This is a genomic window from Streptomyces sp. NPDC059895, assembly GCF_042731035.1.
GTDB lineage: Bacteria > Actinomycetota > Actinomycetes > Streptomycetales > Streptomycetaceae > Streptomyces.
On the sequence record NZ_JBHWKO010000006.1, the window covers coordinates 54,026 to 77,059 of the forward strand.

Annotated in this window: 21 protein-coding genes; 12 read left to right on the forward strand and 9 right to left on the reverse strand. The window is 73.3% G+C overall.

Features of this window, described 5'->3' with window-relative positions; translation table 11 throughout:
- The first annotated feature begins 217 nt into the window (after nt 1-217).
- From ACFV9M_RS09270 to ACFV9M_RS09285, 4 genes are all read left to right on the forward strand, one after another.
- Nucleotides 218-3,436, forward strand: coding sequence for an AAA family ATPase (locus ACFV9M_RS09270; RefSeq protein ID WP_385076762.1), 3,219 nt, complete (start codon nt 218-220; stop codon nt 3,434-3,436).
- Nucleotides 3,437-3,962: 526 nt separating this feature from the next.
- A complete protein-coding gene (locus tag ACFV9M_RS09275) occupies nt 3,963-4,226 on the forward strand; it encodes a hypothetical protein (RefSeq protein ID WP_385076760.1) in 264 nt (87 codons plus the stop codon).
- A gap of 2 nt (nt 4,227-4,228) precedes the next feature.
- Complete coding sequence (locus tag ACFV9M_RS09280) at nt 4,229-4,570, forward strand: hypothetical protein (protein WP_385076757.1); 342 nt, start codon at nt 4,229-4,231, stop codon at nt 4,568-4,570.
- 163 nt (nt 4,571-4,733) lie between these two features.
- Complete coding sequence (locus ACFV9M_RS09285; RefSeq protein WP_385076754.1) at nt 4,734-5,657, forward strand: M12 family metallopeptidase; 924 nt, start codon at nt 4,734-4,736, stop codon at nt 5,655-5,657.
- A 75-nt stretch (nt 5,658-5,732) separates the two neighbouring features.
- Here ACFV9M_RS09285 and ACFV9M_RS09290 read toward each other — a convergent pair whose 3' ends face one another.
- From ACFV9M_RS09290 to ACFV9M_RS09305, 4 genes are all read right to left on the reverse strand, one after another.
- Nucleotides 5,733-10,946 (reverse strand): hypothetical protein, encoded by a 5,214-nt coding sequence (locus ACFV9M_RS09290; RefSeq protein WP_385076751.1) that lies wholly within the window; start codon nt 10,944-10,946, stop codon nt 5,733-5,735.
- Nucleotides 10,947-11,048: 102 nt separating this feature from the next.
- A complete protein-coding gene (locus tag ACFV9M_RS09295) occupies nt 11,049-11,648 on the reverse strand; it encodes a Uma2 family endonuclease (protein WP_385076749.1) in 600 nt (199 codons plus the stop codon).
- A 47-nt stretch (nt 11,649-11,695) separates the two neighbouring features.
- Nucleotides 11,696-12,571, reverse strand: coding sequence for a helix-turn-helix domain-containing protein (locus tag ACFV9M_RS09300; RefSeq protein ID WP_385076746.1), 876 nt, complete (start codon nt 12,569-12,571; stop codon nt 11,696-11,698).
- 212 nt (nt 12,572-12,783) lie between these two features.
- Entirely contained in the window at nt 12,784-13,242 is a 459-nt protein-coding gene (locus ACFV9M_RS09305; RefSeq protein WP_385076744.1) for an ATP-binding protein, read from the reverse strand.
- 92 nt (nt 13,243-13,334) lie between these two features.
- Between ACFV9M_RS09305 and ACFV9M_RS09310 the strand changes: the two genes are divergently transcribed.
- The 5 genes from ACFV9M_RS09310 to ACFV9M_RS09330 all read left to right on the forward strand — a co-directional run bounded on the left by ACFV9M_RS09310 (nt 13,335) and on the right by ACFV9M_RS09330 (nt 16,842).
- Nucleotides 13,335-13,496, forward strand: coding sequence for a DUF397 domain-containing protein (locus tag ACFV9M_RS09310; RefSeq protein ID WP_385076779.1), 162 nt, complete (start codon nt 13,335-13,337; stop codon nt 13,494-13,496).
- A 159-nt stretch (nt 13,497-13,655) separates the two neighbouring features.
- On the forward strand, nt 13,656-14,489 hold the full coding sequence (locus ACFV9M_RS09315; protein WP_385076741.1) for a CPBP family intramembrane glutamic endopeptidase: 834 nt from the start codon (nt 13,656-13,658) through the stop codon (nt 14,487-14,489).
- Nucleotides 14,489-15,691, forward strand: coding sequence for a sensor histidine kinase (locus tag ACFV9M_RS09320; protein WP_385076777.1), 1,203 nt, complete (start codon nt 14,489-14,491; stop codon nt 15,689-15,691). The genes ACFV9M_RS09315 and ACFV9M_RS09320 overlap by 1 nt, the downstream gene beginning before the upstream one ends.
- Complete coding sequence (locus ACFV9M_RS09325; RefSeq protein WP_385076738.1) at nt 15,688-16,347, forward strand: response regulator; 660 nt, start codon at nt 15,688-15,690, stop codon at nt 16,345-16,347. Before ACFV9M_RS09320 ends, ACFV9M_RS09325 begins: the two co-directional genes overlap by 4 nt.
- Before the next feature lie 126 nt (nt 16,348-16,473).
- Nucleotides 16,474-16,842: a DUF952 domain-containing protein gene (locus ACFV9M_RS09330; RefSeq protein WP_385076736.1), complete on the forward strand. Its 369-nt coding sequence runs from the start codon at nt 16,474-16,476 to the stop codon at nt 16,840-16,842.
- Between the two features lie 137 nt (nt 16,843-16,979).
- On the opposite strand, the gene ACFV9M_RS09335 is transcribed toward ACFV9M_RS09330, so the two are convergent.
- The 3 genes from ACFV9M_RS09335 to ACFV9M_RS09345 all read right to left on the reverse strand — a co-directional run bounded on the left by ACFV9M_RS09335 (nt 16,980) and on the right by ACFV9M_RS09345 (nt 18,578).
- Entirely contained in the window at nt 16,980-17,375 is a 396-nt protein-coding gene (locus ACFV9M_RS09335) for a luciferase family protein (RefSeq protein ID WP_385076733.1), read from the reverse strand.
- A 113-nt stretch (nt 17,376-17,488) separates the two neighbouring features.
- Entirely contained in the window at nt 17,489-17,821 is a 333-nt protein-coding gene (locus ACFV9M_RS09340; protein ID WP_385076730.1) for an antibiotic biosynthesis monooxygenase family protein, read from the reverse strand.
- 148 nt (nt 17,822-17,969) lie between these two features.
- A complete protein-coding gene (locus ACFV9M_RS09345) occupies nt 17,970-18,578 on the reverse strand; it encodes a TetR/AcrR family transcriptional regulator (protein ID WP_385076727.1) in 609 nt (202 codons plus the stop codon).
- A gap of 268 nt (nt 18,579-18,846) precedes the next feature.
- Between ACFV9M_RS09345 and ACFV9M_RS09350 the strand changes: the two genes are divergently transcribed.
- Nucleotides 18,847-19,983, forward strand: a complete 1,137-nt coding sequence (locus ACFV9M_RS09350; RefSeq protein WP_385076725.1) for an FAD-dependent oxidoreductase — start codon at nt 18,847-18,849, stop codon at nt 19,981-19,983.
- Nucleotides 19,984-20,115: 132 nt separating this feature from the next.
- Here the strand turns inward: ACFV9M_RS09350 and ACFV9M_RS09355 are convergent, their stop codons facing one another.
- Nucleotides 20,116-20,541, reverse strand: coding sequence for a MarR family winged helix-turn-helix transcriptional regulator (locus tag ACFV9M_RS09355; protein ID WP_385076722.1), 426 nt, complete (start codon nt 20,539-20,541; stop codon nt 20,116-20,118).
- A 109-nt stretch (nt 20,542-20,650) separates the two neighbouring features.
- Between ACFV9M_RS09355 and ACFV9M_RS09360 the strand changes: the two genes are divergently transcribed.
- Nucleotides 20,651-21,292, forward strand: coding sequence for an MBL fold metallo-hydrolase (locus ACFV9M_RS09360; protein WP_385076719.1), 642 nt, complete (start codon nt 20,651-20,653; stop codon nt 21,290-21,292).
- A 160-nt stretch (nt 21,293-21,452) separates the two neighbouring features.
- Here ACFV9M_RS09360 and ACFV9M_RS09365 read toward each other — a convergent pair whose 3' ends face one another.
- Nucleotides 21,453-22,004: a Pycsar system effector family protein gene (locus tag ACFV9M_RS09365; protein ID WP_385078765.1), complete on the reverse strand. Its 552-nt coding sequence runs from the start codon at nt 22,002-22,004 to the stop codon at nt 21,453-21,455.
- 201 nt (nt 22,005-22,205) lie between these two features.
- Between ACFV9M_RS09365 and ACFV9M_RS09370 the strand changes: the two genes are divergently transcribed.
- Entirely contained in the window at nt 22,206-22,832 is a 627-nt protein-coding gene (locus ACFV9M_RS09370; protein WP_385078768.1) for a Crp/Fnr family transcriptional regulator, read from the forward strand.
- Nucleotides 22,833-23,034: the final 202 nt, after the last annotated feature.

The following is a 23,034-nucleotide window of genomic DNA, read 5'->3' on the forward strand; positions in this document are numbered from 1 at the left end:
GCAATCGTGGAGCACCACGAGGCGGACCACGAGAGCAGTGCGACGGCCACCACGAGGAGCGTCGTCGACAGGAGTCATCGCAGGTGAACCGGGGTGCGACGGAAGCCGTGGTGCAGGTGTGGCACCCTCCCGGGCCCGCCGTGAGCATCGCCACAACGACCGTACGCCCCCGTCGGAACCCGCGCACGGGATATTCCGTCCACCCCTGGAGGCAGGCATGACCGGACCGCTGCGGGAACGTGCGGACGCGTACGCGCTGTTCGCGGCCGAGACCGAGCGCGCCCGCGCCGGTGCCGGCCGGCTCGTCCTGCTGCGCGGAGCCACCGGGACCGGCCGGTCAGCCCTGCTGGAGGCGGCCGTCGCCCACGCGGCCGGGCGCGGCCTGCGCGTGCTGCGCGCCCGCTGCTCCCCCGAGGACACCGCCGTACCGTTCTCCTCCGTCCTCCATCTCCTCGGTCCCGTCCCGGAGTTCGCCGACGTGGCGCCGGGCCTCGACGACCGGGGCAGCGCGGCCCGGCTGTGGCGGGTGCTGCGCGCGTACGCGGCCGAGTCGCCGCTGCTGGTCGCGGTGGACGACGTCCACCTCGCCGACGGGGCCTCCCGCCGCTGGCTCGCCGAGGCGGCCCGCCGCGTCGACCGATTAGCGGTCCTGGTGGTGGCCACCGAACGCAGCCAGTACGACGTCGACCCGCAGCCCGCGGGCCTCACCCATGCCCTCTCCCCGTCCCTCGTCCGCACCCACACCCTCGCCCCGCTCACCGACACCGCCGCCGCCGGGCTGGTCCGGGACGCCTTCCCCGCCGCCCCCGACCGGTGGACGGCGGACTGCGTCCGCGCGGGCGCCGGCAGCCCGCTGCTGCTGCGCGCCCTCCTGGAGGACCTGCACGGCACCCCGCCCCCGACCGCCGTACCGGAGACCTGCGCCGCCCTGTACCCCGGCGCCTACCCGGCGGCCGTCTCCTGGTGGCTGGACAGCGCGGGCCCGGCAACGGCGGACGTGGCCCGCACACTGGCGGCACTGGAGCAGCCCCCGGAACTCCCGCCCCCGGCAGGCCCCGCCACCCCGGCCCCCGCCACCCCGGCCCCCGCCACCCCGGCCCCCGCGCCCCCGCCCGTCACCCCGCCCGCCACCCCGCTCGGCACCGGGCCCGCCGCCGACGCGGCTGCCGAGCGGTCCGTTTCGTGGGCGTCCGCCGACGCGGCCTCTGCGTCGGGTGGCGGTCGGGCGGGCGTCGACGCGGCTGCCGAGCGGTCCGTTTCGTGGGCGTCCGCCGACGCGGCCTCTGCGCCGGGCGGTGACCGGCCGTGCGCCGACGCGCGGACCGGCTCTCCGGCCTGCGCCGGTGCGGCCGCCACCACGGCCGTAGGCCCTCCGGTCCCCTTCCACGGGGCCGCCACTTCCGTCGGAGAGCCTGCGGGTTTCCCCGGCGGGACGATCGCCGGCGACGGCGCGTGGGATGCCGCGCACGGCGCCACCCCGACCTCCGCTTCTTCCGCTTCTTCCGCTGCTTCCGCCTTTTCTGCTTCTTCCGCTGCTTCCGCCCTGGCCGCTCTCCTGGCCGATGCCACCGGTGCCGACCCCGCCCGGGTGGCCGGTTGGCTGACCGCGATGACGCGGCTGGGGGTGTTGCGGCCGGACGCGGGCGGGCGGCCCCGCTTCGCGCATCCCCTGCTGCGGGACGCGGTGCTCGCGGGCTGGCCGACCGCCCGTCGCCGGGCCGCCCGTCTCGCGGTGGCCGAGGCGATGCTGCGGCGCGGGGACCGGGCCGAGCCGGTGGCGCGGCAGTTGCTGGGCACCGGCGCGGTGGGCCTGCCCTGGGTGCTGCGGGTGCTGCGGTACGCCACCGCCGTCGCCGTCCGCGAGGGCCGTCCCGGCGACGCCGTCGCCTATCTCCGCCGCGCCCTGGCCGAACCGCTCTCCGACGAGCTGCGGCAACGGCTGCTGACCGAGCTCGGTTCGCTGGAGTACGCCTCGGCGGGCGCGCCGGACGGGATCCCGCGTCTCGCCGAGGCGCTGAGCCTGCCGGCGGATCCCCGCGACCGGGTGCGGACGGCGATCGCGCTGGGCACCGCGCTCGCGGCCCACGGCGAGGTCCGTACGGCGGTGGACGCGCTGAACGGACTGGAGGACCGGCTGGCCGGCCACTCGGAGCTGGTGCGGACCGTGCGGACGGCGTCCGTGCTGCTGTCCGACCGGGACCGGACGGTCCGCCGCGAGGCCTACCGGTGGCTGGCCGACGCGGCCGGGCGTTCCCCGGAACTCGTCGGCGCCACCGGCCAGGCCCTGCTCGTGCGGTACGCGGCGACCGCCGGGTCCTGTTCGGCCCGGTCGGCGATGGCCCGGCTGCGGACGCTGCTGACCGAGCCGGCGGACCCGCTGGACGAGCCGTTCCTGCTGGGTACGGCCGCCGCCGTCGCCCAGTGGGCCGACGAGCTCGACGAGGCGGAGCGGCTCGCCGAGCGCGGTCTGGCCGGGCAGCTTCCCTCCCTGCTGCACCCGATGCAGCGGGCCCTGCACGACGTCCGCCTGGACATCGCCGCCGCCCGCGGCCGGTACGACGCGCTCCTCACCGGCCGCGCACGCGAGGACGCCGGTCCCGCCAACGCCGACGCGCACGCCCTGCTCGCCCTCGTCGAGGCCGGCCGCGGGGCGGAGGCACGGCGTCTCGCGGACGGCTTCGACCTGCGGGCGGCCCCCGATTCCTGGGAGCTGAACCGTTTCCTGTACGCGCGGGGCGTCCTGCGCCTCACGGAGGGCGACGCCACCGGTGCCCTGCACGACTTCCTGGAGTGCGGCCGCCGCCAGTCGGGCCGTGACGTGCTCAGCCCCGTCGTCACCCCGTGGCGTACGGCCGCCGCGGAGTGCCGGATCGCCCTCGGCACCGTCGGGGAGGCGCGGGCGCTCGCGGAGGAGGAGCTGCGGCTGGCCAGGGTCTGGGACACCCCCCGCACGGTGGGCAGGGCGCTGCGCGTCCTGGCCCGCGCGACCGGCGGGCGACGCGGCCTGGAGCTCGCCGAGGAGGCGGTCGCCCTGCTGCGGATGTCACCGGCGGCCGACGAACTCATCGCCGCCCTGCTCACCCAGGGCCGGCTGCTGACCGCCGCCGGGGAGCGCGCCCGGGGCCGGGAGTGCCTGCGCGAGGCCGCCGAACGCGCCGAACGCGCCGGCTCGGTCCGCCTGCGCACACGGGCCGAGCACGCCCTGCGCGCGGGCGGCGCCCGCCGCGGCGGCACCCCCCGCACCGGCTCCGCCGCCCTCACCACCAGCGAGCGCCGGATCGTCGAACTCGCCGCCGAGGGCCGTACGAACACGGAGATCGCCGATTCCCTGCACGTGGCCCGCCGCACCGTCGAGACCCATCTGACCAGCGCCTACCGCAAGTTGGGGATACGGCGGCGGGGTGAGCTGCGGGAGGCCCTGGCCAGGCCGCGGTGACGCGGCCGCGGTCGCCGGTGGACGGTTCGGACAAACGCAGCAAGGGCGCCGAGTCAGGAAGCCATGGGGCACGACGCGTGCCCGAAGGGACGGGACCGGCTGCCCCCGCTCGGCCGCCGTGCGGCGGCGGTGCACCGGCACCTCCGGGAGGATCGGCGACCGCCGGCCGCCGCCGAGGCCGTACCAGGCGTGACCGGCGATCACGATCTCGGGGCCCGGGAGACGACTGCTCGAGAACCGGACGAATTCAAAAAGGCGACGGTGTCTCCTCCGTGGTGCCTGGAATTAACGCGACGAACGCGGGTGCCGGGATGCGGAACGGTTGCACCTGGAGCAGGATCGAATGTAGGGGAATCAGTTCGACGGGGATTGCGGGGATTCGGCGACAGACGACGGTAATCACCCGTTGAACATTTCGAGATCGCACGACAGGCCGGGCCGGGCCGGGCCCTTCAAAGGTCAATCATTTCTGCTCCGGGAGGGCCCGGGATACCCGCGCCAGGAGAAAGCGACGGGGTGTTTCGCCATGTCCAACAATCAACCGACCGGTTTCCCGGCGCCGCTCCAGAATTTCGAGCCGGGCGTCGAACTCCTCCATGAGGCACCGGAGGAGGACGCCCGGGGCGGGCTCGACTCGACGGTCCACGACGACGAGGCCACGGCGGCCGGTGCCGACGCGGCCACGGCGGTGCGGCGGCCTCCTGTCGTGGCGGTGGAGGACGTGCCGCAGACCACGCTCGCGGATCGGTGGCGCGAGCACGTGGAGGCCTCCCGACAGCAAGGAGCATGATCATGCCGTACTTCCGCAACAGTCATTCCTCGACGATCCAGGTCGTCGGGATGTACTGGGACTCGCAGGCCTGTGGGGCCTACGGCAACTACCGGACCATGGGCTGGTGGCGCATCAAGCCCTATGAGCGGATCCTCATCGCGCCCAACAACAACCAGTTCTTCTACTGGTACGCCGAATCCGACGACGGGAACAAGTGGGAGGGCCGCTACGGGCCCGTCTACACCTACCTCTACCCGTTCGACTCCTGCATCGGTATCGGTTCTACCGCCGCGTGGAAGACGGTGACGATGCGCGAGCACGACTCGTACGCCTATCCCGGCGGCGTGAACATGGATCTGTGATCCCCGGACACGAGCAGGAGACCCAGGAGCAATCGCCATGGTCGCTCAAAAAGACGACGACACTCCGCAGTATTGCGCCCAGCCCCCGCAGAGAATTCCCGCGCTGCGTCCGGATCTCAGCATTCCGCGGACCAGAGCGATACTGCAGAACCACTCGAAATGGGTGAACGGTACGCCGCTGCGGTACTGCTTCCTCGACGGCGCCGACAACGGTGTGGAGAAGGCGTGGCTGGCCGAGGTCCACAACGGTTTCCAGGAGTGGGAGGACATCGGGATCGGATTGCGGTTCCGCCCCGAGGACAATCCCGCGGAATCCGAGATCCGGATCACCTTCGCCGATGACGGATCCTGGTCGTACGTCGGCACCGACTGTCTCGGTATCGGTGTCGACGAGGCCACGATGAACTTCGGATGGGATCCGACCTCGCCCTACGGAAAGACCACGGTCAGGCATGAGATAGGGCACGCGCTCGGTTACTGCCACGAACACCAGAATCCGTTCGCGGGTATCGAGTGGGACGAGCCGAAACTGTACGCGTACATGGGCGGCCCGCCCAATTTCTGGCCACCGGAGACGACCTACCACAACATCGTCCGGAAACTCTCCACGGACCAGGTGAGCGGTTCGGACTGGGACCCGAAGTCGATCATGCATTACGGATTCGGGCCAGGTCTGATCAAGCGGCCGGAAGCGTACCAAAACGGTGTTCCCTCCCCGCGGGGGCTGTCCGACCGGGACAAGGAGTACGTGCGCACGTGGTATCCGCCGCTGGCTCCGCACCTGGACGTGCTGGCGCCGTTCCAGTCGGCGGTCCTCGGTCTCGCCTCCGGGGAGCAGACCGATTTCGAGGTCGTCCCGGAGAAGAGCCAGAAGTACCGGTTCAGCACCTTCGGGGACGCCGATGTGCGGATGGTCCTCTTCGAGGGCGCGGACGAGGACCTGCGCTTCGTCACCGGTGAGGACGACAGCGGTGAGGACCGCAACGGCCGCTTCGAGGTCAAACTCTTCGCGGGCCGCCGGTACGTCCTCCGGCTCCGGATGTACTCCACGTGGGGCGCGGGGAACGCGTCGGTCATGTACTGGTGACCGGCGCCGGCCGGCCCGGCACCGGGCCGGCCGTCCATCCGGACCGCAGTGAACCTCAGGCCCCCTCAGGCCCCCTCAGGTCCCCTCGGGCGGTGCCGCCCGTGCCGCCGCGCGCAGGCCCAGCCGGTCGTCCGGGTCGCTCAGCCGTCCCGCGTTCGCCGGGTCGGCGAGCAGCCGGCGGACCGCCGGGTCCGGCATGCGGATCACCACGGGGGCCGGGAGGGTGACCTCCTGCACGGCCACCGACGGGCGGCCGCCGCGCACCCGGTCGGTCACCCGCGCCACCACCCGCATGTCCAGCGTGAACTGCACCAGCACGGACGCGAACTTCGGCTTGTGCATCGGCATCGAGCCGGCCGCGTTCGCGGCGGTCGACGTGCCGCTGCCGGAGCCGTCGACCGTGCCGAGGAGCTGGTTCATGCGGAACTCGTCCGCGTTGAGCACGCCCGCGCCGAACAGGCCGCGCGCCGACGAGCCGTGCTCGTTGGCCTGCTGCCCGTCCGCGCCCGTCGGGCGCGGCGCGTCCAGGCCGCTCTGCGCGACCGTCTCGAAGGTCATGTTGTCGCCGACGCCCAGCACCCGGCCGTCGCGCAGCCGCGCGTGCAGCGAGGCGCTCAGGTCCTGGCCGGACGCGCCGGTGGCGTGCACCGGCGGCAGGTCCACGCCCGCGGAGGTCAGCAGGGGCAGCGCCGCGATCAGCCACTCGGTGGAGACCGCCTCGCGCAGGAGGTGGAAGGCCGCCTCGCCGCCGGTACGGAAGCGGTCGCCGCCGCCGGCCCGCTGGACGGCCTCGTCGACCGCCTGCTGCACCCTGGGCGCGCCCTGGAAGCCGTTGACCTGTGCCTCCATCGGCAGGCGCACACCGGCGGCCCGCCAGGACCCGAGCCGGTTCGCGCGCGCGTCGTCGGCTCCGGCGGCCCGCCGCCCGGCCTGCCGGGGCGGTACCGGCGTGATCCGGGACAGGGCGTGGAGGTCGGCGTCGAGGACGCGGTGGGTCAGGGACAGCCCGGTCAGCCCGGTGAGGGCGATCCGGCGGTTGCCGTTCCACAGTTCCAGGGTGGCGTCGATCGGCACGCTCATCCGGGACGAGGACGCGGAGGACGCCTCGGCGACCGTCTTGACGCCGAGCTGGGCCCGTCCAGTGGACGCGGTGCGCCGCGCGTCGCTCCGCCCGAGGCCCAGGCCGCCCGCCCCGCCGACGTTCTTCAGCTGTCCGGCGCCGCCGTCGGGTTTCCCGGCGCCCGCGAGGACGGCCTCGACGCCCCGGGAGTCGCTCTCGTCGTGGGCGGAGGACCGCTGCGCCGCGGCGGAGGTGATGTACTCCATGTCCCGTCCGTCGGACGCCGTCTCCGCGTACTTGCCCCGCCCGGTCCGCCGGACGTGGAACACCGCCCGGTAGGGCCGCTTGCGCCCGTCGAACAGCTCGACGCCCACGCCGCCGTCCATCGCGCTCGACAGCAGGCCCGCCGAGCCGTCCCGGTCGAGGACCCGCAGCAGCCGCTGCACGTTGTCGTTGCGGTCCGTCGACTGGGTGCGCGGCAGCAGGTCCTCGGCGAGGGAGCGGTCGAGCCGGCCGCGCAGCCGCTCCAGGAGCGGCACGAAGTCGGGCAGGTCCTCGATCATCCCGAAGCCCAGCGGCAGCCCCTGGGCGAGGTCGGGAACGGGAGAGTGCGGGACGAGGGAGGCCGATGTCGGGGCGCCCCCGGCCGTCGCATCCCGCGCGGTGCCGGCGTCCTGGGCGCGTTCCTTGCCCTTGGCCGACTTCCCGCCCGTCTCCGCGGGCGCGGCGCCCTTGGCCGTCCCCGTGGTCCCGGCCGTCTCCCCCGGCAGCCGCAGCCCCGCCGCCCGCACCTGCGCCTCCGTCATCCACACGGCCACCGCGCCCGGCGCCGTGCGCCCGCCCCGGGCGACGTACGGGCCGCCGCCGGTGACCGCCACCTCGGCGACCATGCGCAGCACGAGGTCGCACTGGACGAGGTAGAGGGGGCTCTTGCGGGAGGTGTGGGCGTTGCGTTCCACGGTGCCGGAGAGGGTGAGGGCGGAGGTGTCGCCCGAGCCCAGGCTGCGGCCGGCGGACACGCCCTGGCCGAGGCGCCACTCGGGGCCGTTCTCCGAGCCCATGAGGCCGCCCTGCGCGGACGTGCCGTGGTTCTTGCCCTCCTGGCCGGTGACCTGGTGGCCGCCCAGCACGAACGTCTCGGTGCCGGGGCCCGTCCCCTGGTGCACGATCCGCGCTCCGGTGAGCGCGAACCGGGTGCCGACCGCGCCGGACAGCCCGTTCAGACGGCGCGGGTGGCGCAGGTTCTTCACCACCCATCCGGCGGAGACGCCCTGCCGCAGCGCGGCGGTGAGGGCCTGCGGGCTGAAGCGGTCCTCCAGGGTGATGCGGGGCGCCAGTCCCTCCGTCTGGAGGGCGCGGTCCTCGCGGGCCTCCTTGTTGCGGGCGGCGGCCTTCGCCAGCAGCTCGAACGCCAGGTCCCGTACGGGCTGCCCGTCGCCGACGGTCTCCACCAGCGTCCAGTCCCGCACCCCCTTGCCGCCCATCTGGCGGGGCGCGAGCCCGGCGAGGTCGCCGATGCCGGCCGCCGCGAAGTCCGTGCGGACGTCCCGGTGGGCGGCGGTGCGCGCGGCGGTCGCGTCGTCCAGCCGCTGCTTGCCGTCGTCGTCGAGGGTGAACGCGGTCGGGGTGAGCAGCCGTACGTCCTGCTCGTCCAGCCGCAGCCCGGCGAGGGTCGCGGCCTCCGGCACGTCGTGGCCGGGGGCGCCGGGGGTGAGGGCGCGGGCCGCCTTGCGCTGCCGGCTCGTCATGGTGACGTCGACGTTCAGCCCGAGCGCCGCGCCGAACGCGCTCGCGTCCTCGGAGCCGTTGGTGAGGATGTCGGTGCGGGTGGTCGGCCCGGCCTGCCCGCGCCGGGTCGTCGTACGGGTCTTGTCGGCGCGGACCGACGCGGTGAGGGCGCCGGGGATCAGCCGGAACTGGCCGAGCGCCATGCCGCCGATGGTGCGGGAACTGGCCCGCCCGCTCTGCGCGCTGGTGGCGACGCCGGTGTGGCTGCGCACGAGCCAGTCCTTGGCGTCGCCGAGGTAGCCGGTCTCCCGGAGCGAGCCGGTGACGCGCAGTTGCACGTCGTGCGCGTGGAAGGTGCTCTTGCGGCGCAGCCGCACCCGTACGCCGGTGGACAGCAGCTGGTCCTTGTGGACGCGGAGGTTGGTCTCCGACAGGACGGTCACCAGCTCGCGGTAGTTGCGCCGCTGGACCTCCGCCTCCTCGGCGCTGACCTTCCCCGCCTGCCGCTGGGCGCCGAAGGCGGGCAGGTAGCCGGCGAGGCGCGGGTCGGTGGCGAAGAGGTCCAGCACCGCCTTCGTCATCGGCGCGGTGTCCAGCTGGCTGATCGCCACACTGGATCCCATGGCGCCGAAGGGGAGGTGCCGCACGATGTGCTCGGGCGCCTCCTCCAGGGCGTCGACGGTGTCGACCGCCTCCTCGGTCTCCTGCCCCGCGAGGGTGCCCGGACCGGTGGAACTCCCGGCCTCCCCCTGCCGGACGGTGACCGGCGTCCGGCCCTTCCCGTTGGCCTTCGCCTTGCCCTTCCCCTTGGGGTCGTCGGGGTCGTCGGCGGGCCGTTTCGGCCGGGTGAGGAAGTCCCCGGCGGTGATCCCGTCCGGCAGCGGCAGCCCCAGCTCCTGTGCCTCGTCGGCGCGCAGGGTGATCCACACCTTCATCGCGTGGTGGGCCGTACGGTCGCCCTTGACCAGGGGTGACTCCGGTCCGCTGCCCTCGACGGTGAACCGGACGGTGCCCAGGTAGAGGACCTTGTCGCCGCGGACCTCCGCGCCCTGCCGGCTGGAGACGGTCTGGTCGGCGACCGTGAACCGGGCCTTGCGCGCGCCCCCGATCGGCATGACGGTGCCGCGCACGGCGGCGGCGTTGCCGAGGACGCCCACGCCCAGCGCGGGACCGGCGCCGAAGGTGCCGCCCCGGCCCTTGCCCGCCGTGTCCGTCACCGACTGCTGGGTCTGCTGGTGGGTGCGCAGCTGGGTCTTGCCGGTGCCCCAGCCGGGGGCCAGCGCGGTGATCGCGGCGCGCATCCGGTAGGTGCCGGTGGTGGAGCCGTCCCGGCTGGTGAGGTCCTCGCCGACGACGCCGTCGCGCAGCAGCCGGGGCATGTCCTCCAGCACGGTCGAGGCGGCCGTCGCCTCGTACAGCCGGGCCCGGCCGGGGGCGCCGGGCCAGGTCAGGGACGGGGGCAGCACGGAGGCGACCGCGTCGAACAGCCCGCCGCCGCCCCCGTGCGGCGCGGCCCGGTCGGCGACGGCGAGCGGGGCCATGGAGTCGGCCAGCGACACCCGCCGGGAGGTCGCGGCGCTCACCCGGCGCGGCCGGGGCGGGGCGCCCATGGACACCGGCACCAGGTGCTCGGTCGGCACCCGCATGGTGAGCCCGCCGGTCGCGGCGAAGGTCTGGGCTCCCGGGGTGCCGTCCTTGGCGATCCGTACGCCGTAGCGCACCTTGCGCGGCACCTCCACCGTGCCCTTGTCGCTGCGCAGGACGCGCGGTTCGGCGACGTTGCGCTGGCTGCGGGAGTCGCGGGAGGACTGCCAGGGCTGGGCGGACGCGGTCACCGCCCCGCCCACCCACACGGCGGGGGCGACGGGCGCCAGCCCGAACGCGGTGAAGGCGGCGCCCTTGGCGGCGGAGGAGCCGGTGGACTGGGCGACGGTGGCGGAGGTGTTGTGGTGCACGTCCACCTTGGTCGCCGCGCCCTCGGCGTCCGGGTTCTTGGGGGCGAAGGTCGGGGGCCGGTCGTCGTCGGCGGGCGTCACGGTGACCGTGACGTCGTAGCGGTCCTGGCCGCGCGGCCCGGTGACGGCGAAGGCGCGGCCCTGCCCGTAGAAGCTCTCGGGGCGTCCGGCGAGTTCGGCGGCGATGTCGTCGATCGTCTCGTCGCGGTGGCCGACGACGGTGACGAGGGTGGTGGTGACGAACTCGTGCCCGGTCAGCCCGTACGCCGAGGACAGTCCGGGCGCGTCCATGTCCTTGAGGTACGGCGGGAGTTCGAGGGAGTCGTCGGCGACCTCGCTGATGGCGCCGAGGGGTGCTCCGTCGCGGGCGGTGGAGGGGCCGCCGGCGCTCAGGGCGCGTGCGGTGGCCGCGTTGCCCGCCGTCTGCTGGAGCCCGAGCAGGGGAGGCGCTGCCGAGCGCGGTGCCCGGGACGTCCGGGGCGCCCAGGGTGCCCGCTCGGGGGCGCTGCCGTGACGGTCGTCCGTCGTCTGCCGCTGTCCTCGCACCGCGTCAGCGTAGGAACGGCCGGCCGCCTGCGGGGCGTGAGCGTCAAGTGTTCAACTCACGTACGGCAAAAGGTCATCGGTGCGGGTCAGAGCTGGTGCGGGTCAGCGCGGGTCCGGGTACAGCGGCAGCCCCTCCGTGGAGATCGTCCACTCGGCGACGGTGACGTCCTCGCCGTAGACGAAGTCCTTGCGGGTCGCGTAGCGGGGGCCGTCGGGGGTGGGGTGGATGTCGGAGAGGACGGCGCCGGTGCCGGTGCGGGGGTCGAAGACCGCGTGGACGGGGACGCCCATCAGGGGGTAGTCGCGCATCTTGGTGACCCAGTCGTTGTCCGGGTTGGAGCGGGAGACGACCTCGATGGCGGCGATGAGGGTGCGGGCATCGAAGCTGCCCGGGACCTCCGTGTCGGCCATGGCGATCACCATGACGTCGGGGCGGCGCATGATGCCCTCGGACTCGTCCTCGACATCCGGTTCACCCGTGTGCGCCACGATCTCGTCCGGCATCACCTTTTCGAGGCGTTTGCGCAGGCGCAGGGTGGTCAGCTCGTGCGGACCGACGGGCGCCCTCATGTCGTGGACGATTCCTTCCTTGGTGACCTCGAACGTGCCGGGGAGGGAGTCGTCCATGGACTGGACGAAATCTCGCATGGCCCGGTACCGGTGGGAGGCGCCCTGCCGCGCGTCGTCCGGGGCGATGGTCATGGCGCTCGCTCCTCGTCGTCCGTGCCCAGGGGCAAGGATCGTCGCTTTCATGCTAGGTGGCCTCCGGGGTGATCGGATCGGCAGTCGCGGCAGCGGCCCGGTTCGGGGGCGCGGAAGGCGCGGTCGCAGGAGTCGCAGGTCTGGAGGGGGTGCCGGACGGGCGAGGGCGGTCCGGACGCCCGGACGGGCGGTGGCGGGGGGAGCAGGGCGGCGAGGCGGTGGGCCAGGAGGGCCGCGGGGCGGTGCAGGGGCTCGTCGGGGAGGCCGGTGGTGAGGGCGTGGCGTACGGCCGTGGGGGCGACCTCGCGTTCCAGCCAGGCGGCGACGCCGGGCGCCAGGTGGGCCGTGTCGTCGGCCGAGAAGAGGAGGCGGGAGTCGAGCCGGCGGAGGGAGGCGAGGAGGTCCGTCGCCATCTGGAGCAGGGCGGCGGCGGGGAAGGACGGCCGGGGGACGTCCGGGAGGGCCTTCTTGCGGGCAGCGGCGGGCGGGCGCTGCCGCGCGGGCGCCGGGCGGCGGTCGTCGGCCGCCGTCGCCTCACGGTGGTGTCCGGGCCGGTTGCAGGAGATCGTGCGGGTGACGATCCGGCCGCCGGGCCCACGGGTGCGTTCGCGCCGCAGGTAGCCGTGCGCCTCCAGCTCCCGCAGGGCGGCGGCGATCCGGGTCGCGCCCTCGGGGAAGCGGGCGGCGAGGGACTTGATGTCCACGTGGGCGCCCTTGGGCAGCGACTGGATGTGCACGCCGAGCCCGATCGCGAGCAGCGAGAGCTCGGTGTGCTGGGCGAGGTGGTTGCCGACCACCGTGAAGTGGGTGGCATGGCGGGCGTTCTCGTGCAGCAATCCGCCTGAATGCCGCCGGTTCGGGTGGTTGTCCGCGGCGAACCGGGACTGGGCGCGCACGGGCGCGCTAGGGTTTTCGGTACCCATCGACGAAGTTCTTGCCTTCCTCGGTGGTCAGGCCCTCGCACTGGGATGGCAGTCCCGGCGGGGGCCGACGCATGTCTGCTGTCGTCGCGCTGAGCGTAGAGCAGGCAATGCCCCCCAAACCCAACCGAGTTGGCATTTTCACCCACCCGGGTGAGTTTGCCGCGCGGGCGGGAAGGGTGGGGCTTGGTGAGGTTCTTTCACCCTGGTGGTCTTTAAAAGAGACCGCCCGCGTCACCGGAGCGCGGGGACGCGGGTTCCGGTGGCAGAGACACCTCTGCCCAGACGGTCTTGCGCGGCCCCGGGCCCGCGCCGACCCCCCACCGCGCCGCCAACGCCTCCACGAGAACCAGCCCCCGGCCGGACTCGCTGTCCGGCGGCACCTGCCCGACGCACGGCGTACGGTCACCACGCGTGTCCGAGACCTCGATGCGCAGGGTGTCGCCGATGACGTGCAGCAGCAGCCGGAAGTCGCGGCCGGCGACCCGGCCGTGCGTGACGGCGTTGGCCGCCAGCTCGGCGACGATCAGCGCCGCCGGGTCGAGTGGGAGTCCCCCGGTGCGGAGTTGCTCGGTGGCGAGCAGCCGGGCGAGGCGGGCTCCGCGCGGCGTCGGCGACAGCTGCGCGCGGAAGGTGCGGAGGGGCGAGTCGAGTTGACGGGTTTCGTGGATCACGTCACCCAGAGTGGCCGCGCTCGCCTACCGTGAACAGTGACGATGTCGATACGTAGGGTCACTGTCCGCGACTTGTCCGGTCATGTACGGACCTGTCGGCGGGGCGGGGAGGAGGCACGGAATGCTGGTCGACGGCGAGGCGGCACGCCTCAAGGCTCCACATCCGTGACTCCAAGGTCGCCGACGGCCCCCGTCTCGCCCTCACGCCCCGGCCCTGGGCGGACTTCGTCCGGTACGCCGCCGCCCGGGGCTGAGCCGGCGCCGGGTGGGCTGTCCCCCGTGAGAGCTACGTGCAGGTGTCCACTGTGAGGTGACGATTCCTGATCTCCGTTTCCATAGCGTTCAGTTCAGCCGCGGCACTCCGGCCGCGGACCGGACGAGGAACCGGAAACGGATCCGAGGAAAGAGTCGTCATGAAGATGGTGTGGCAGATCCTGGCCGTGGTCGCGGTCGCCGCGGTCGGCGGTCAGAGCGTCAGCGCGGTGCAGGACAACCCGTGGCTCTCGCTCCTCCTGGGCGGCCTGACGGTCGTGCTCTCGGTGTTCGTCTACCGGTGGGTCGTGGGGCGCACCGAGCGGCGCGAGGTCACGGAGCTGGCCCGGGAGGGAGCGCCGGGGTCGCTTTTCCGGGGCCTGGTCATCGGTGTCGCGATGTTCGGGTGCGTCATCGCGAACATCTACTTCCTCGGGGACTACGAGGTCCACGGCTTCGGCTCGCTGACGGGAGCGATCGGGCTGGTCGGTTTCATGGCCGGCGCCGCCGTCACGGAGGAACTGATGTTCCGCGGCCTGCTCTTCCGGCTCGTGGAGCGGGGTCTGGGCACGTACATCGCGCTGGCGCTGTCCGGTGTGGTGTTCGGGGCGGCCCATCTGCTCAACAAGGACGCCACTGTGCTGGGTGCCGTCGCCATCGCGATCGAGGCCGGCGGCATGCTCGCCGCCGCGTACGCCGCCACCCGCTCCCTGTGGCTGCCGATCGGCCTGCACTTCGGCTGGAACTTCGCGGAGTCCGGCATCTTCGGCACCGAGGTCTCGGGCAACGGCGACACGCACGGACTGCTGGACTCCTCGACGTCGGGCCCCGAGCTGATCACGGGCGGCGAGTTCGGTCCGGAGGCCAGTGTGTACTCGATGGTGTTCGGTGCGCTGCTGACGGTCGCCTTCCTGTGGCTGGCCCGCCGGCGCGGCACCATCGTCCCCCGGCAGCGTGCCCGGCGGGTCGATGCCCTGGCTACACTCGCCCGGTGATGAGCCTTCAGGGGGCCGGTCAGATGTGGCGCCGGCTCGACGTCACCGTCCGCGACCTTCCGCTCGGGATCCTGTTCCTGGTCGCGTCGTTCCTGCCGGGACTGCGCGGCCACGGGACGGAGGTCGGGAACCTGCCGACCCGCCCCTTCGACGCGCTCGCCGTCGTGGCCCTCGCGCTCGAAAGCCTTCCGCTCGTGGTGCGCCGGCGGTGGCCGCTCGTCTGTCTCGCCCTGGTGACGTGCGGCTTCGCTCTCGACCAACTGCGCGGGTACCACTCGGCCGCCGGCACCGCACTGCCCATCGTGCTGATCAGCGCGGGATCCCATCTGGAACACCGCCGGCGCACCACCGTGATCGTTCTGTCCATCGCGTACGTGCCGCTGGCGGTGGCGCTCTCCCGGCTCGGTGCGGGCGGCGAGACACCGGCGGAGTTCGTGACGTTCTACCTGGTGCTGGCCGCGGCCTGGGGAGCCGGGGCGTGGCTGCGGTCCACCCGTCGCGCGGAGGCCGAACGCCGCGAGCGCGTCGCGGAGCAGACCCGTACCGCCGAGCGCACCCGGATCGCCCGCGAACTGCACGACGTCGTGACCCACCACGTGACCGCGATGGTCGTACAGGCCGAAGCCGCCCGCTACCTGACCGCCGCACCCGAGCGGCTGGAGCAGTCCCTGACCGCCGTCAGCGACACCGGCCGCCGCGCCATCACCGACCTGCGCCACCTGCTCGACCTGCTCAACCCCGACCACGGCACCGGCACCGGCACCGGCACCGGCACCGGCACCGGCACGGCGGAGGCCAAGGAGCTCAGGACACCGGCCGTCGGCAGGGTCCTCACCCTCGTCGAGCAGACCCGCCGGGCCGGACAGCCGGTGGACTTCACCGAACAGGGCACACCACCGGCATCGACCGGCAGCGCCGACCTCGTCGCCTACCGGGTGGTGCAGGAAGCACTCACCAACGCCCTCAAGTACGCTCACGGAAGCCGGACTTCCGTCGACGTACGGCACGGCGAAGGGGAGATCACCGTGGAGGTCAGCACGGACGGCACCGGCTCACGCACCGCCGCCGCCGTCGGCAGCGGACGGGGCCTGGCCGGCCTGCGCGAACGCGTCGACGTCCTGGGCGGCGACTTCAGCGCCGGCGGCAGCACGGACGGCGGATTCACCGTACGGGCACGCATCCCCGCCGGCGGCACCTCGTGAGCGCACCCATCCGGGTCCTGGTCTGCGACGACCAGATGCTGATCCGCACCGGCCTGGTCACCATCATCGACGCCCAGCCCGACATGGAGGTGGCGGGCGCATGCGGAGACGGGCGGACCGGAGTCGACCTCGCCCACGAGCTGAAGCCCGGCGTCGTCGTGATGGACATCCGCATGCCGGTCCTCGACGGCCTGGAAGCCACCCGCCTGCTGGCCGGCGCCGGAGTACCCCACCCCGTCAAAGTCCTCGTGGTGACCACGTTCAACCTGGACGAATACGTCTACGAGGCACTGCGCGCCGGCGCCAGCGGCTTCCTCCTCAAGGACGCGCCCCCGGACCGGCTGCTCCACGGCATCCGGACCGTGGCCACCGGCGCGGCCCTCCTCGACCCCGACGTGACCCGCCGGCTCGTCGGCCGCTACGCCGCACGCATCCGCCCCACCGAGACCACCCCCCGCGACCTCCCGCTCACCCCCCGCGAACTGGAAGTCCTCCGCCTCATCGCGGACGGCCTCTCCAACAGCGAGATCGCCGCGGCCCTCGTCATCAGCCAGGAGACCGTCAAGACCTTCGTCTCCCGCATCCTCACCAAACTCCAGCTCCGGGACCGCGTCCAGGCCGTCGTCTACGCCTACCGCCACGGCCTGGTCACCTGACGCCGCCGTCCGCGCGGCGGCGCGTCGGGAACGTGGCGCTGCCCGCGATCCTCCTGCCGTACGGGCTGCCGGCCACGGCGGCCGGATGAGGCGCGCACCGGCACGGGCGCCCGGTATAACCGAGCGATGATCTACCACGTCGTACCGAAGGACGAGTGGGAGGCGAACGCCGGCGAGCCCTACGCGCCCGCGTCGCTCGCGGAGGACGGCTTCGTCCACTGCTCCCCCGACGAGGAGACGACCCTCGCCGTCGTGAACCTCTTCTACCGCAGCGCGCCCCGGCCGCTGCTGGCCGTGCTCCTCGACGAGGACCGGCTCGCCGCGCGCTGCGCGTGGGAGGCGCCGGATCCCGTCCCGCCGCCCGGGGTCGCCGAGGGCGTCCTGTTCCCGCACGTCTTCGGGCCGCTCGACCGGGAGGCGGTCGTCCGGGTCCTGGAGGTGCGGTGGGACGGAGAGGGCCGGGCGACGGGGCTGGCGGAGGAGTCGTCGGGCTGACCTGTCACGCCGTCAGCGCCACTCGCCGCGCTCCCGGTGCCGACCGGCTTGGCGCAGCAGCCGCTCACGGACGCGGGCTGCCGACGTGGGGCGGGACGTCGGCGCACCACCCTGTCGGGCCTGTCGGGTCCGGTCGGTCAGCGCTCGTCGGGATCGTCCCGGGGCACCAGCGTCACCCGGTGCAGGTTGCAGGAGCCGGCGGTCGGACCGGCCCCCGGCGCGGCGGCCAGGTGCGCCTTGAGCGCCATGCTGACCAGGCTCATCAGCAGGTCGACGTCCGCGTCGCAGTCGAGGTGGACGGTGACCCAGCGGGAGCCCGGCACCACCCGGACCGCCGTCGACTCCCGCAGGTCGTCACGTATGCGGTGGATCGCCGGGACGGTGAGGTGCAGGTCCACGTCATGCCCGGAGTGGAAGTGCAGTATCTCGCTGTGGATGGAGCGCATCGCCCGCCCTGCGCCGCAACTGGCCTCGACCGCTGTGAGATCGGGCCAGACTTGAAGTCGTTCCAGGGCACGCTCGGCCAGAGTCATGTGCCCATGGTCGCTCGATCACCGCTTCGCAACCAGGGGTTGAGGGAAATGTAACCGGGGCGTGAGGTGGACCGGAGGTCCCGGGTCCGCTTCCCGCCCCGGACGACGGGACGTCAGTCCTGCTTCGGCGCCGCCTGCTGGACCACTTCGAAGGACCACAGCGTCGCGTCCGTCGCGGCGGGCTTCGGCCGCTCGCCGCCCTCCGCGGAGCCGCCGCCGTGCGCCGCCTGGGCGCGGCCGGACATCCAGTTCTGGAAGTCCTCCTCGCTGCGCCAGCGCGTGTAGACGAGGTAGGTGTCGGTGCCCTCCACCGGGCGCAGCAGCTCGAACCACTCGAAGCCGTCGGAGCCCTCGACCGCGCCGGCCCGCGCGGCGAACCGCTTCTCCAGAGTCTCGCGCTGTTCCTCGGGGACCGTGAGTACGTTGATCTTCACCACGCTGGGCACAGGACACCTCTCAGGGACCACGGGCCAGGCACCGCGCCCGGCCCGACCATGTGCGTGCAGTCTCCTACATCCGTCGGTGAAAGCGCCGTGAGGACGCTTCCCGGGCTTCACCCGTGGCGCGGAGCGCGGCACCGCGCCCGGGGGATCGCTACGCCCGCGAGGTGATGTCCTGCCAGCCGTTGTCGAGCAGGTCGAAGGCGCGGCGGACGGCTTCGGCGCCGTCCGCGTGTGCGCGGACGGCGTGGGGTGCTTCGAGGGCGAAGTGGGCCAGGGCGGTGCAGGCGGCGTCGTCGGCGGGAAGGCCGCTTTCCTCGGCGATGACCGCCGCCAGGTCGGCCGTGTAGTCCCTCCATGCGGCCTGCTGGTAGTCGAGCAGGGCCGGGGTGCTGTTGACCAGTGCGACGAAGGCCGCGCCACCGGGCTCGTCCTGAGGGCCGTGCAGGCGGTACCGCAGGGCGTGCTCGCGCAGGGCGGCCGGGACGGACTGGCCCTCGGGGCGTTCGCGTACGGCGTCGAGGAGGCGGGTCCTCATCTCGTCCTGCCGGTCGAAGACGAGGGCCTCCTTGCCTGTGAAGTGCTTGAAGAGGGTGGTGGTGGACACGTCGGCGGCGTCCGCGATCTCGCGGATGCTGACGTCGTCGTAGCCGCGCTCCAGGAACAGGCGCAGGGCGGCGTCGGCGATGGCCTGGCGGGTGGCCGCCTTCTTGCGCTCGCGGCGCCCCACCGGCGCGGGGGCGGTCTCACTCTCGGCGTGCATATCAGCAACCTACACCACTTGTGAATCCGTTCCAAAAGTTGAGTCGTTGCACTTATTGGTTCGGTGTGCTTTTCTGGATCGGCAGCCGTCGAGGCCGGCCGCCCTTCCCCTCCCGTGTCCGAAAGCAGTGATCAGCCATGCCCGCAACCGCCGCGGCGCCCGCGGCCGGGCCGGACGAGACCACCGCCACCGCCACGACCGCGTGACCCCCGACCCCCTGCGAGCAAGCGCCCGGCACCATGCCGGACCACAGGAACGGAGCACCACCATGACCACCACGCCCAAGCCCCGCATCGCCGTCATCGGCGCCGGCCCCGGCGGTCTCACCTGCGCGCGCATCCTCCAGCGGCACGGCATCGAGGCGGCCGTCTACGACGTCGCCTCCGGTCCCGACGACCGCAACCAGGGCGGCACCCTGGACCTGCACCCGGACGACGGGCAGCTCGCCCTGAGGGAAGCCGGGCTGATGGAGGAGTTCACCCGCCTCGCCCGCCCCGAGGGCCAGGAGATGCGCCAGTTCCACGCGGCCGACGCGACGATCCGCTTCCACCAGCGCCCCACCGAGGACCAGTTCTCCGCCCCCGAGATCGACCGCGGCCAGCTGCGCGACCTCCTGCTGAACTCGCTCACTCCCGGCACCGTCCGCTGGAACCACGCCCTGCGGAGCGTCGAAGGACCCGCGGACGGCCCCCGCCGGCTCCACTTCGCCGACGGCACCGTCATCGAGGCCGACCTCGTCATCGGCGCCGACGGCGCCTGGTCCAAGGTCCGCCCCGTCCTCTCCCCGGCCACCCCCGACTACATCGGCATCAACTACCTCGAAGCCTGGTTCCACGACGCCGAGAACCAGCACCCCGAGATCGCCGAACTCGTCGGCCACGGCAGCGCCATGGCGGCCGACGGAGAGCGCTGCCTGTTCGCCCAGCGCAACAGCGGCGGCCACGTCCGCGTCTACATCATCCAGGCCGACTCCGCCGACTGGCTGGCCCAGGCCGGCCTCACCGGCCAGGACACCGACGGCGTCCGCGCCCTGCTCCTGGACCGCTACCGCGACTGGGCACCCGGCCTGCGCCGACTGATCACCGACAACGACGGCCCCTACATCGACCGCCCCCTCTACGCCCTGCCCGTCCCCCACACCTGGGAGACCAACCCCACCGTCACCCTGCTCGGCGACGCCGCCCACCTCATGCCCCCGCTCGGCGTCGGCGTCAACCTCGCCATGCTCGACGCCGCCGAACTCGCCCTCGCCGTCGCGGGCCACGAGACCGTTGCCGACGCCATCCGCGCGTACGAGAAGACCATGCTGCCCCGCTCCCACAAGATGCAGACGATGCTGGACGGCGCCGCCGCCGGCCTGTTGGCCGACGAGACCTTCGACCCCAGCCAGATGGACGCCGACTGACCACACGCCCCACCGATGAACGAACGCCGTGTCGCGGAAGGCGCGGCAGGACGCCCGGACGCCCGGACGCGGCGGAGTCCGCCTGTCGTGGCGTCACCGGTCACCGGTCACCGGTCACCGGTCGCCGAGCCGTCACCCGTCGGTGAGGCGTGCGGTCAGGCGGGAGAGCAGGGGGACGCAGTCGCGCAGTTGCCGTTGTTCCTCGGGGCTGAAGGTGTCCCCGAGGGCGGCGGTGAGGACGCGGGCGCGCCGGGTGCGTTCGAGACGCAGGCGGGCGCGGCCGGTGTCGGTGAGGTGCAGCAGCTGCTTGCGGCCGTCGCTGGGGTGGGGTTCGGCGCGCACCAGGCCGGCGTCGACGAGTTCCTTGACGGACTTGGCGGCCGACTGGTGCGTCACGCGGCGCCGGTGGGCGAGGTCGGCCGTGGTCAGCGGGCCCTCCCGGTCGAGGAAGCCGAGGGCGGCCGCCTCCCCGGGCGGCATGGTGTCCCCGACCCGCACGGCACGGACCAGCTCCCCGATCGACTGCCGCAGATCCTCGGCCAGCGCCTCTTCGTCCATGCCTCCATCCTACCCACGGCAATGGAACGTAACTGTACAGTCTAGGTGTGCAGTTTGGTTGTATGGTTTGGCCGTACGGTTTCATCGGCTAGGGAAAAGGGAGCCGGCCATGCAGCTCACCAAGTTCGGCCATGCCTGTGTGCGCGTCGAGAAGGACGGTCGCCGCCTGGTGATCGATCCCGGTGGTCTGACCGAACCCCGGGCGCTGGACGACGCCGACGCGGTCCTGGTCACGCACGAGCACTTCGACCACTTCTCGGAGGAGACGCTGCGCCGGGCGGCCGAGGCTGACCCGCACCTGCGCATCTGGACCAACTCCTCGGTCGCCGGGCGACTGGACGGCCTCGGCACCCGGGTCACCGCCGTCGGGGAGGGCGACACGTTCACCGCGGCCGGCTTCGACGTGCAGGTCCACGGCGCCTGGCACGAGGTCATCCACCCCGACATCCCGCGCGTCGCCAACATCGGCTTCCTCGTCGACGACGATCTCTTCCACCCCGGAGACGCCCTGACCGTCCCCGACGCGACCGTCGGCACGCTGCTGCTGCCGGTGCACGCCCCGTGGTCCACCGTCGGCCACCTGATCGACTACGTCCGCGAGATCGCCCCGCGCGACGCCTACGCCATCCACGACGGCGCCCTCAACGACATCGGCACCGCCATGGTCGGCGGCTTCCTCGGCGACCGCGGCCCCGGGACCGCCGCGCGCTACCACCGCCTGACCCCGGGCGCGACCGCCCGGATCGGCTGAGGCTTCGCCGCTCCGCCGCTCCGCCGCTCCGCCGCCCTGGCGCCCTGGCGGCCCGCCGCCCTGGCGGCCCGCCGCCCTGGCGGCCCGCCGCCCTGGCGCCCCGGCGCCCCGGCGCCCCGGCATCGCCGTACGCGTTCGGCCTGCCGGGCCGGTGGGTCCGTCAGCCCGCGGCGACGGCCGCGGCCAGCGCCGCCGTCACCAGGCCGGCGGCGGCCAGGGCCAGGGACGCCTGCGTGCAGCGGTGTTTGCGCCAGGCGATCTTCGACATCACCACCAGCTGGCGGCTCAGCACGGGGAGGGGATCCGTCGTGCGCAGGATCTGCGCGAGTTCCTCGGGCGCCAGTCCGCGCAGGTCACCGAAGTAGATGAAGCCCGGTCCGGACCGGGGCACCCGCTCGTCCCCCATGCGCGGCACGACCGCCAGGACGGCCAGCAGGGCGGCGACCGTCAGCAGCCCCATGCCGGCGGTCGCCAGCGCCGGGACGGACAGTCCGGGCGGTGCCCCGCCGGGATCGGCGTGCGACGAGGAGCGCAGCACGGCCGTGAGGGCGAGCGCCGCCGATTCGACGGTCAGTGCGAATGCCGCCTTCGCATCCACCTTTCCCGTCCAGTCGGCGAGCGCCGAGTGAATGCGCCAGGCGGTTTCGACCGCGGACACCTGTGCGGAAACCGGGGAGGCGGTGGACGGCGAGTTTCCCGAAGAATCAGACACGTGTTCCTCCCTGTCGGCGTGAACGGCCACCTCCACTTGTATCCCGACCGTGCTCATCGGTCTGCGTCATTCGGCGCACGCCAACTCCCTTTTTCCGTAAGCTGACTTCAACGCGGACTGGGTGGGGGAGGCCTTTTCGTGTCAGAGGAAAGATCTTTTGCGGGCCGTCGTACGAGCCATGAACCCTTTACCCCCGACGAATTGCTCCTCTTCCGCGCGGCCGGCCGGGTCCGCGGCTGGGACCGCGGCGAATCGCTGATGCGGGCGGGCGGTCCGCCCGACTGCGTGGTGCTCGTGCTGAGCGGCCTCGCCAAGGTCACCGCCGAGTCCGACAACGGCTACACGAGCGTGCTCGCCCTGCGCGGTCCCGGCGAACTCGTCGGCGAACTCTCCTGTCTCGACGGCACCCGGCGCTCCGCGACCGTCACGGCGCTCGAACCGCTCGAAGGCGTCAAGGTCGGCAGCGAGGCGTTCCACCGACTGCTGCGCAGCCACGCCTCGTTGACCCTGGCCGTGCTGCGCAGCGTCGTGGCGCGGCTGCGGGACTCCGACACCATGCGCACCGAGCAGGGCGCGCGGTCGTCCCGGTCGATGCTCGCCCGGGTCCTCCTGGACACCGCCGTACGGCACGGAGAGCCGGTCGACGATCCGCGCGGCGCGCTCGCGGTCCGCATGAACCAGCAGGAACTCGCGGGCGCCGCGGGCGTCTCCCGCGAGTCGGTGGTGCGCTCGCTGCGCGCCATGCAGGAGGCCGGCCTGGTCACCACCAGCCGCGGCCGGACGTGTGTCCTGGACCTCGCCGAAGTCCGGCGCTGGGCCGAGGAATGACCCGCGCTCGCGCGTGACCACCGTGTCGCCGTGTCGCCGTGTCGTCGTGTCCGTCGTGTCCGCCGTGACATCCGTGTCCGTCGTGACATGTGTGACCGCCGTGACGCGATCTGTCATTCGGTGATCCGGTGCTGTGCGTCATCTGACGCTGTGCGCGGACCGGGCCCCGGATATGCATGACGAGGGCACCGTGGGCCGCCGG

Bases quoted from the DNA above. Each gene is read 5' to 3' on its own strand.
- ACFV9M_RS09350 (WP_385076725.1), top strand. From the start codon at position 18,847: ATGACCACCACGCCCAAGCCCCGCATCGCCGTCATCGGCGCCGGCCCC.
- ACFV9M_RS09295 (WP_385076749.1), bottom strand. From the start codon at position 11,648: ATGACCATCGCCCCGGACGACGCGCGGCAGGGCGCCTCCCACCGGTAC.
- ACFV9M_RS09275 (WP_385076760.1), top strand. From the start codon at position 3,963: ATGTCCAACAATCAACCGACCGGTTTCCCGGCGCCGCTCCAGAATTTC.
- ACFV9M_RS09330 (WP_385076736.1), top strand. From the start codon at position 16,474: ATGATCTACCACGTCGTACCGAAGGACGAGTGGGAGGCGAACGCCGGC.
- ACFV9M_RS09315 (WP_385076741.1), top strand. From the start codon at position 13,656: ATGAAGATGGTGTGGCAGATCCTGGCCGTGGTCGCGGTCGCCGCGGTC.
- ACFV9M_RS09335 (WP_385076733.1), bottom strand. From the start codon at position 17,375: ATGACTCTGGCCGAGCGTGCCCTGGAACGACTTCAAGTCTGGCCCGAT.
- ACFV9M_RS09300 (WP_385076746.1), bottom strand. From the start codon at position 12,571: ATGGGTACCGAAAACCCTAGCGCGCCCGTGCGCGCCCAGTCCCGGTTC.
- ACFV9M_RS09355 (WP_385076722.1), bottom strand. From the start codon at position 20,541: ATGGACGAAGAGGCGCTGGCCGAGGATCTGCGGCAGTCGATCGGGGAG.
- ACFV9M_RS09345 (WP_385076727.1), bottom strand. From the start codon at position 18,578: ATGCACGCCGAGAGTGAGACCGCCCCCGCGCCGGTGGGGCGCCGCGAG.
- ACFV9M_RS09280 (WP_385076757.1), top strand. From the start codon at position 4,229: ATGCCGTACTTCCGCAACAGTCATTCCTCGACGATCCAGGTCGTCGGG.
- ACFV9M_RS09360 (WP_385076719.1), top strand. From the start codon at position 20,651: ATGCAGCTCACCAAGTTCGGCCATGCCTGTGTGCGCGTCGAGAAGGAC.
- ACFV9M_RS09270 (WP_385076762.1), top strand. From the start codon at position 218: ATGACCGGACCGCTGCGGGAACGTGCGGACGCGTACGCGCTGTTCGCG.
- ACFV9M_RS09320 (WP_385076777.1), top strand. From the start codon at position 14,489: ATGAGCCTTCAGGGGGCCGGTCAGATGTGGCGCCGGCTCGACGTCACC.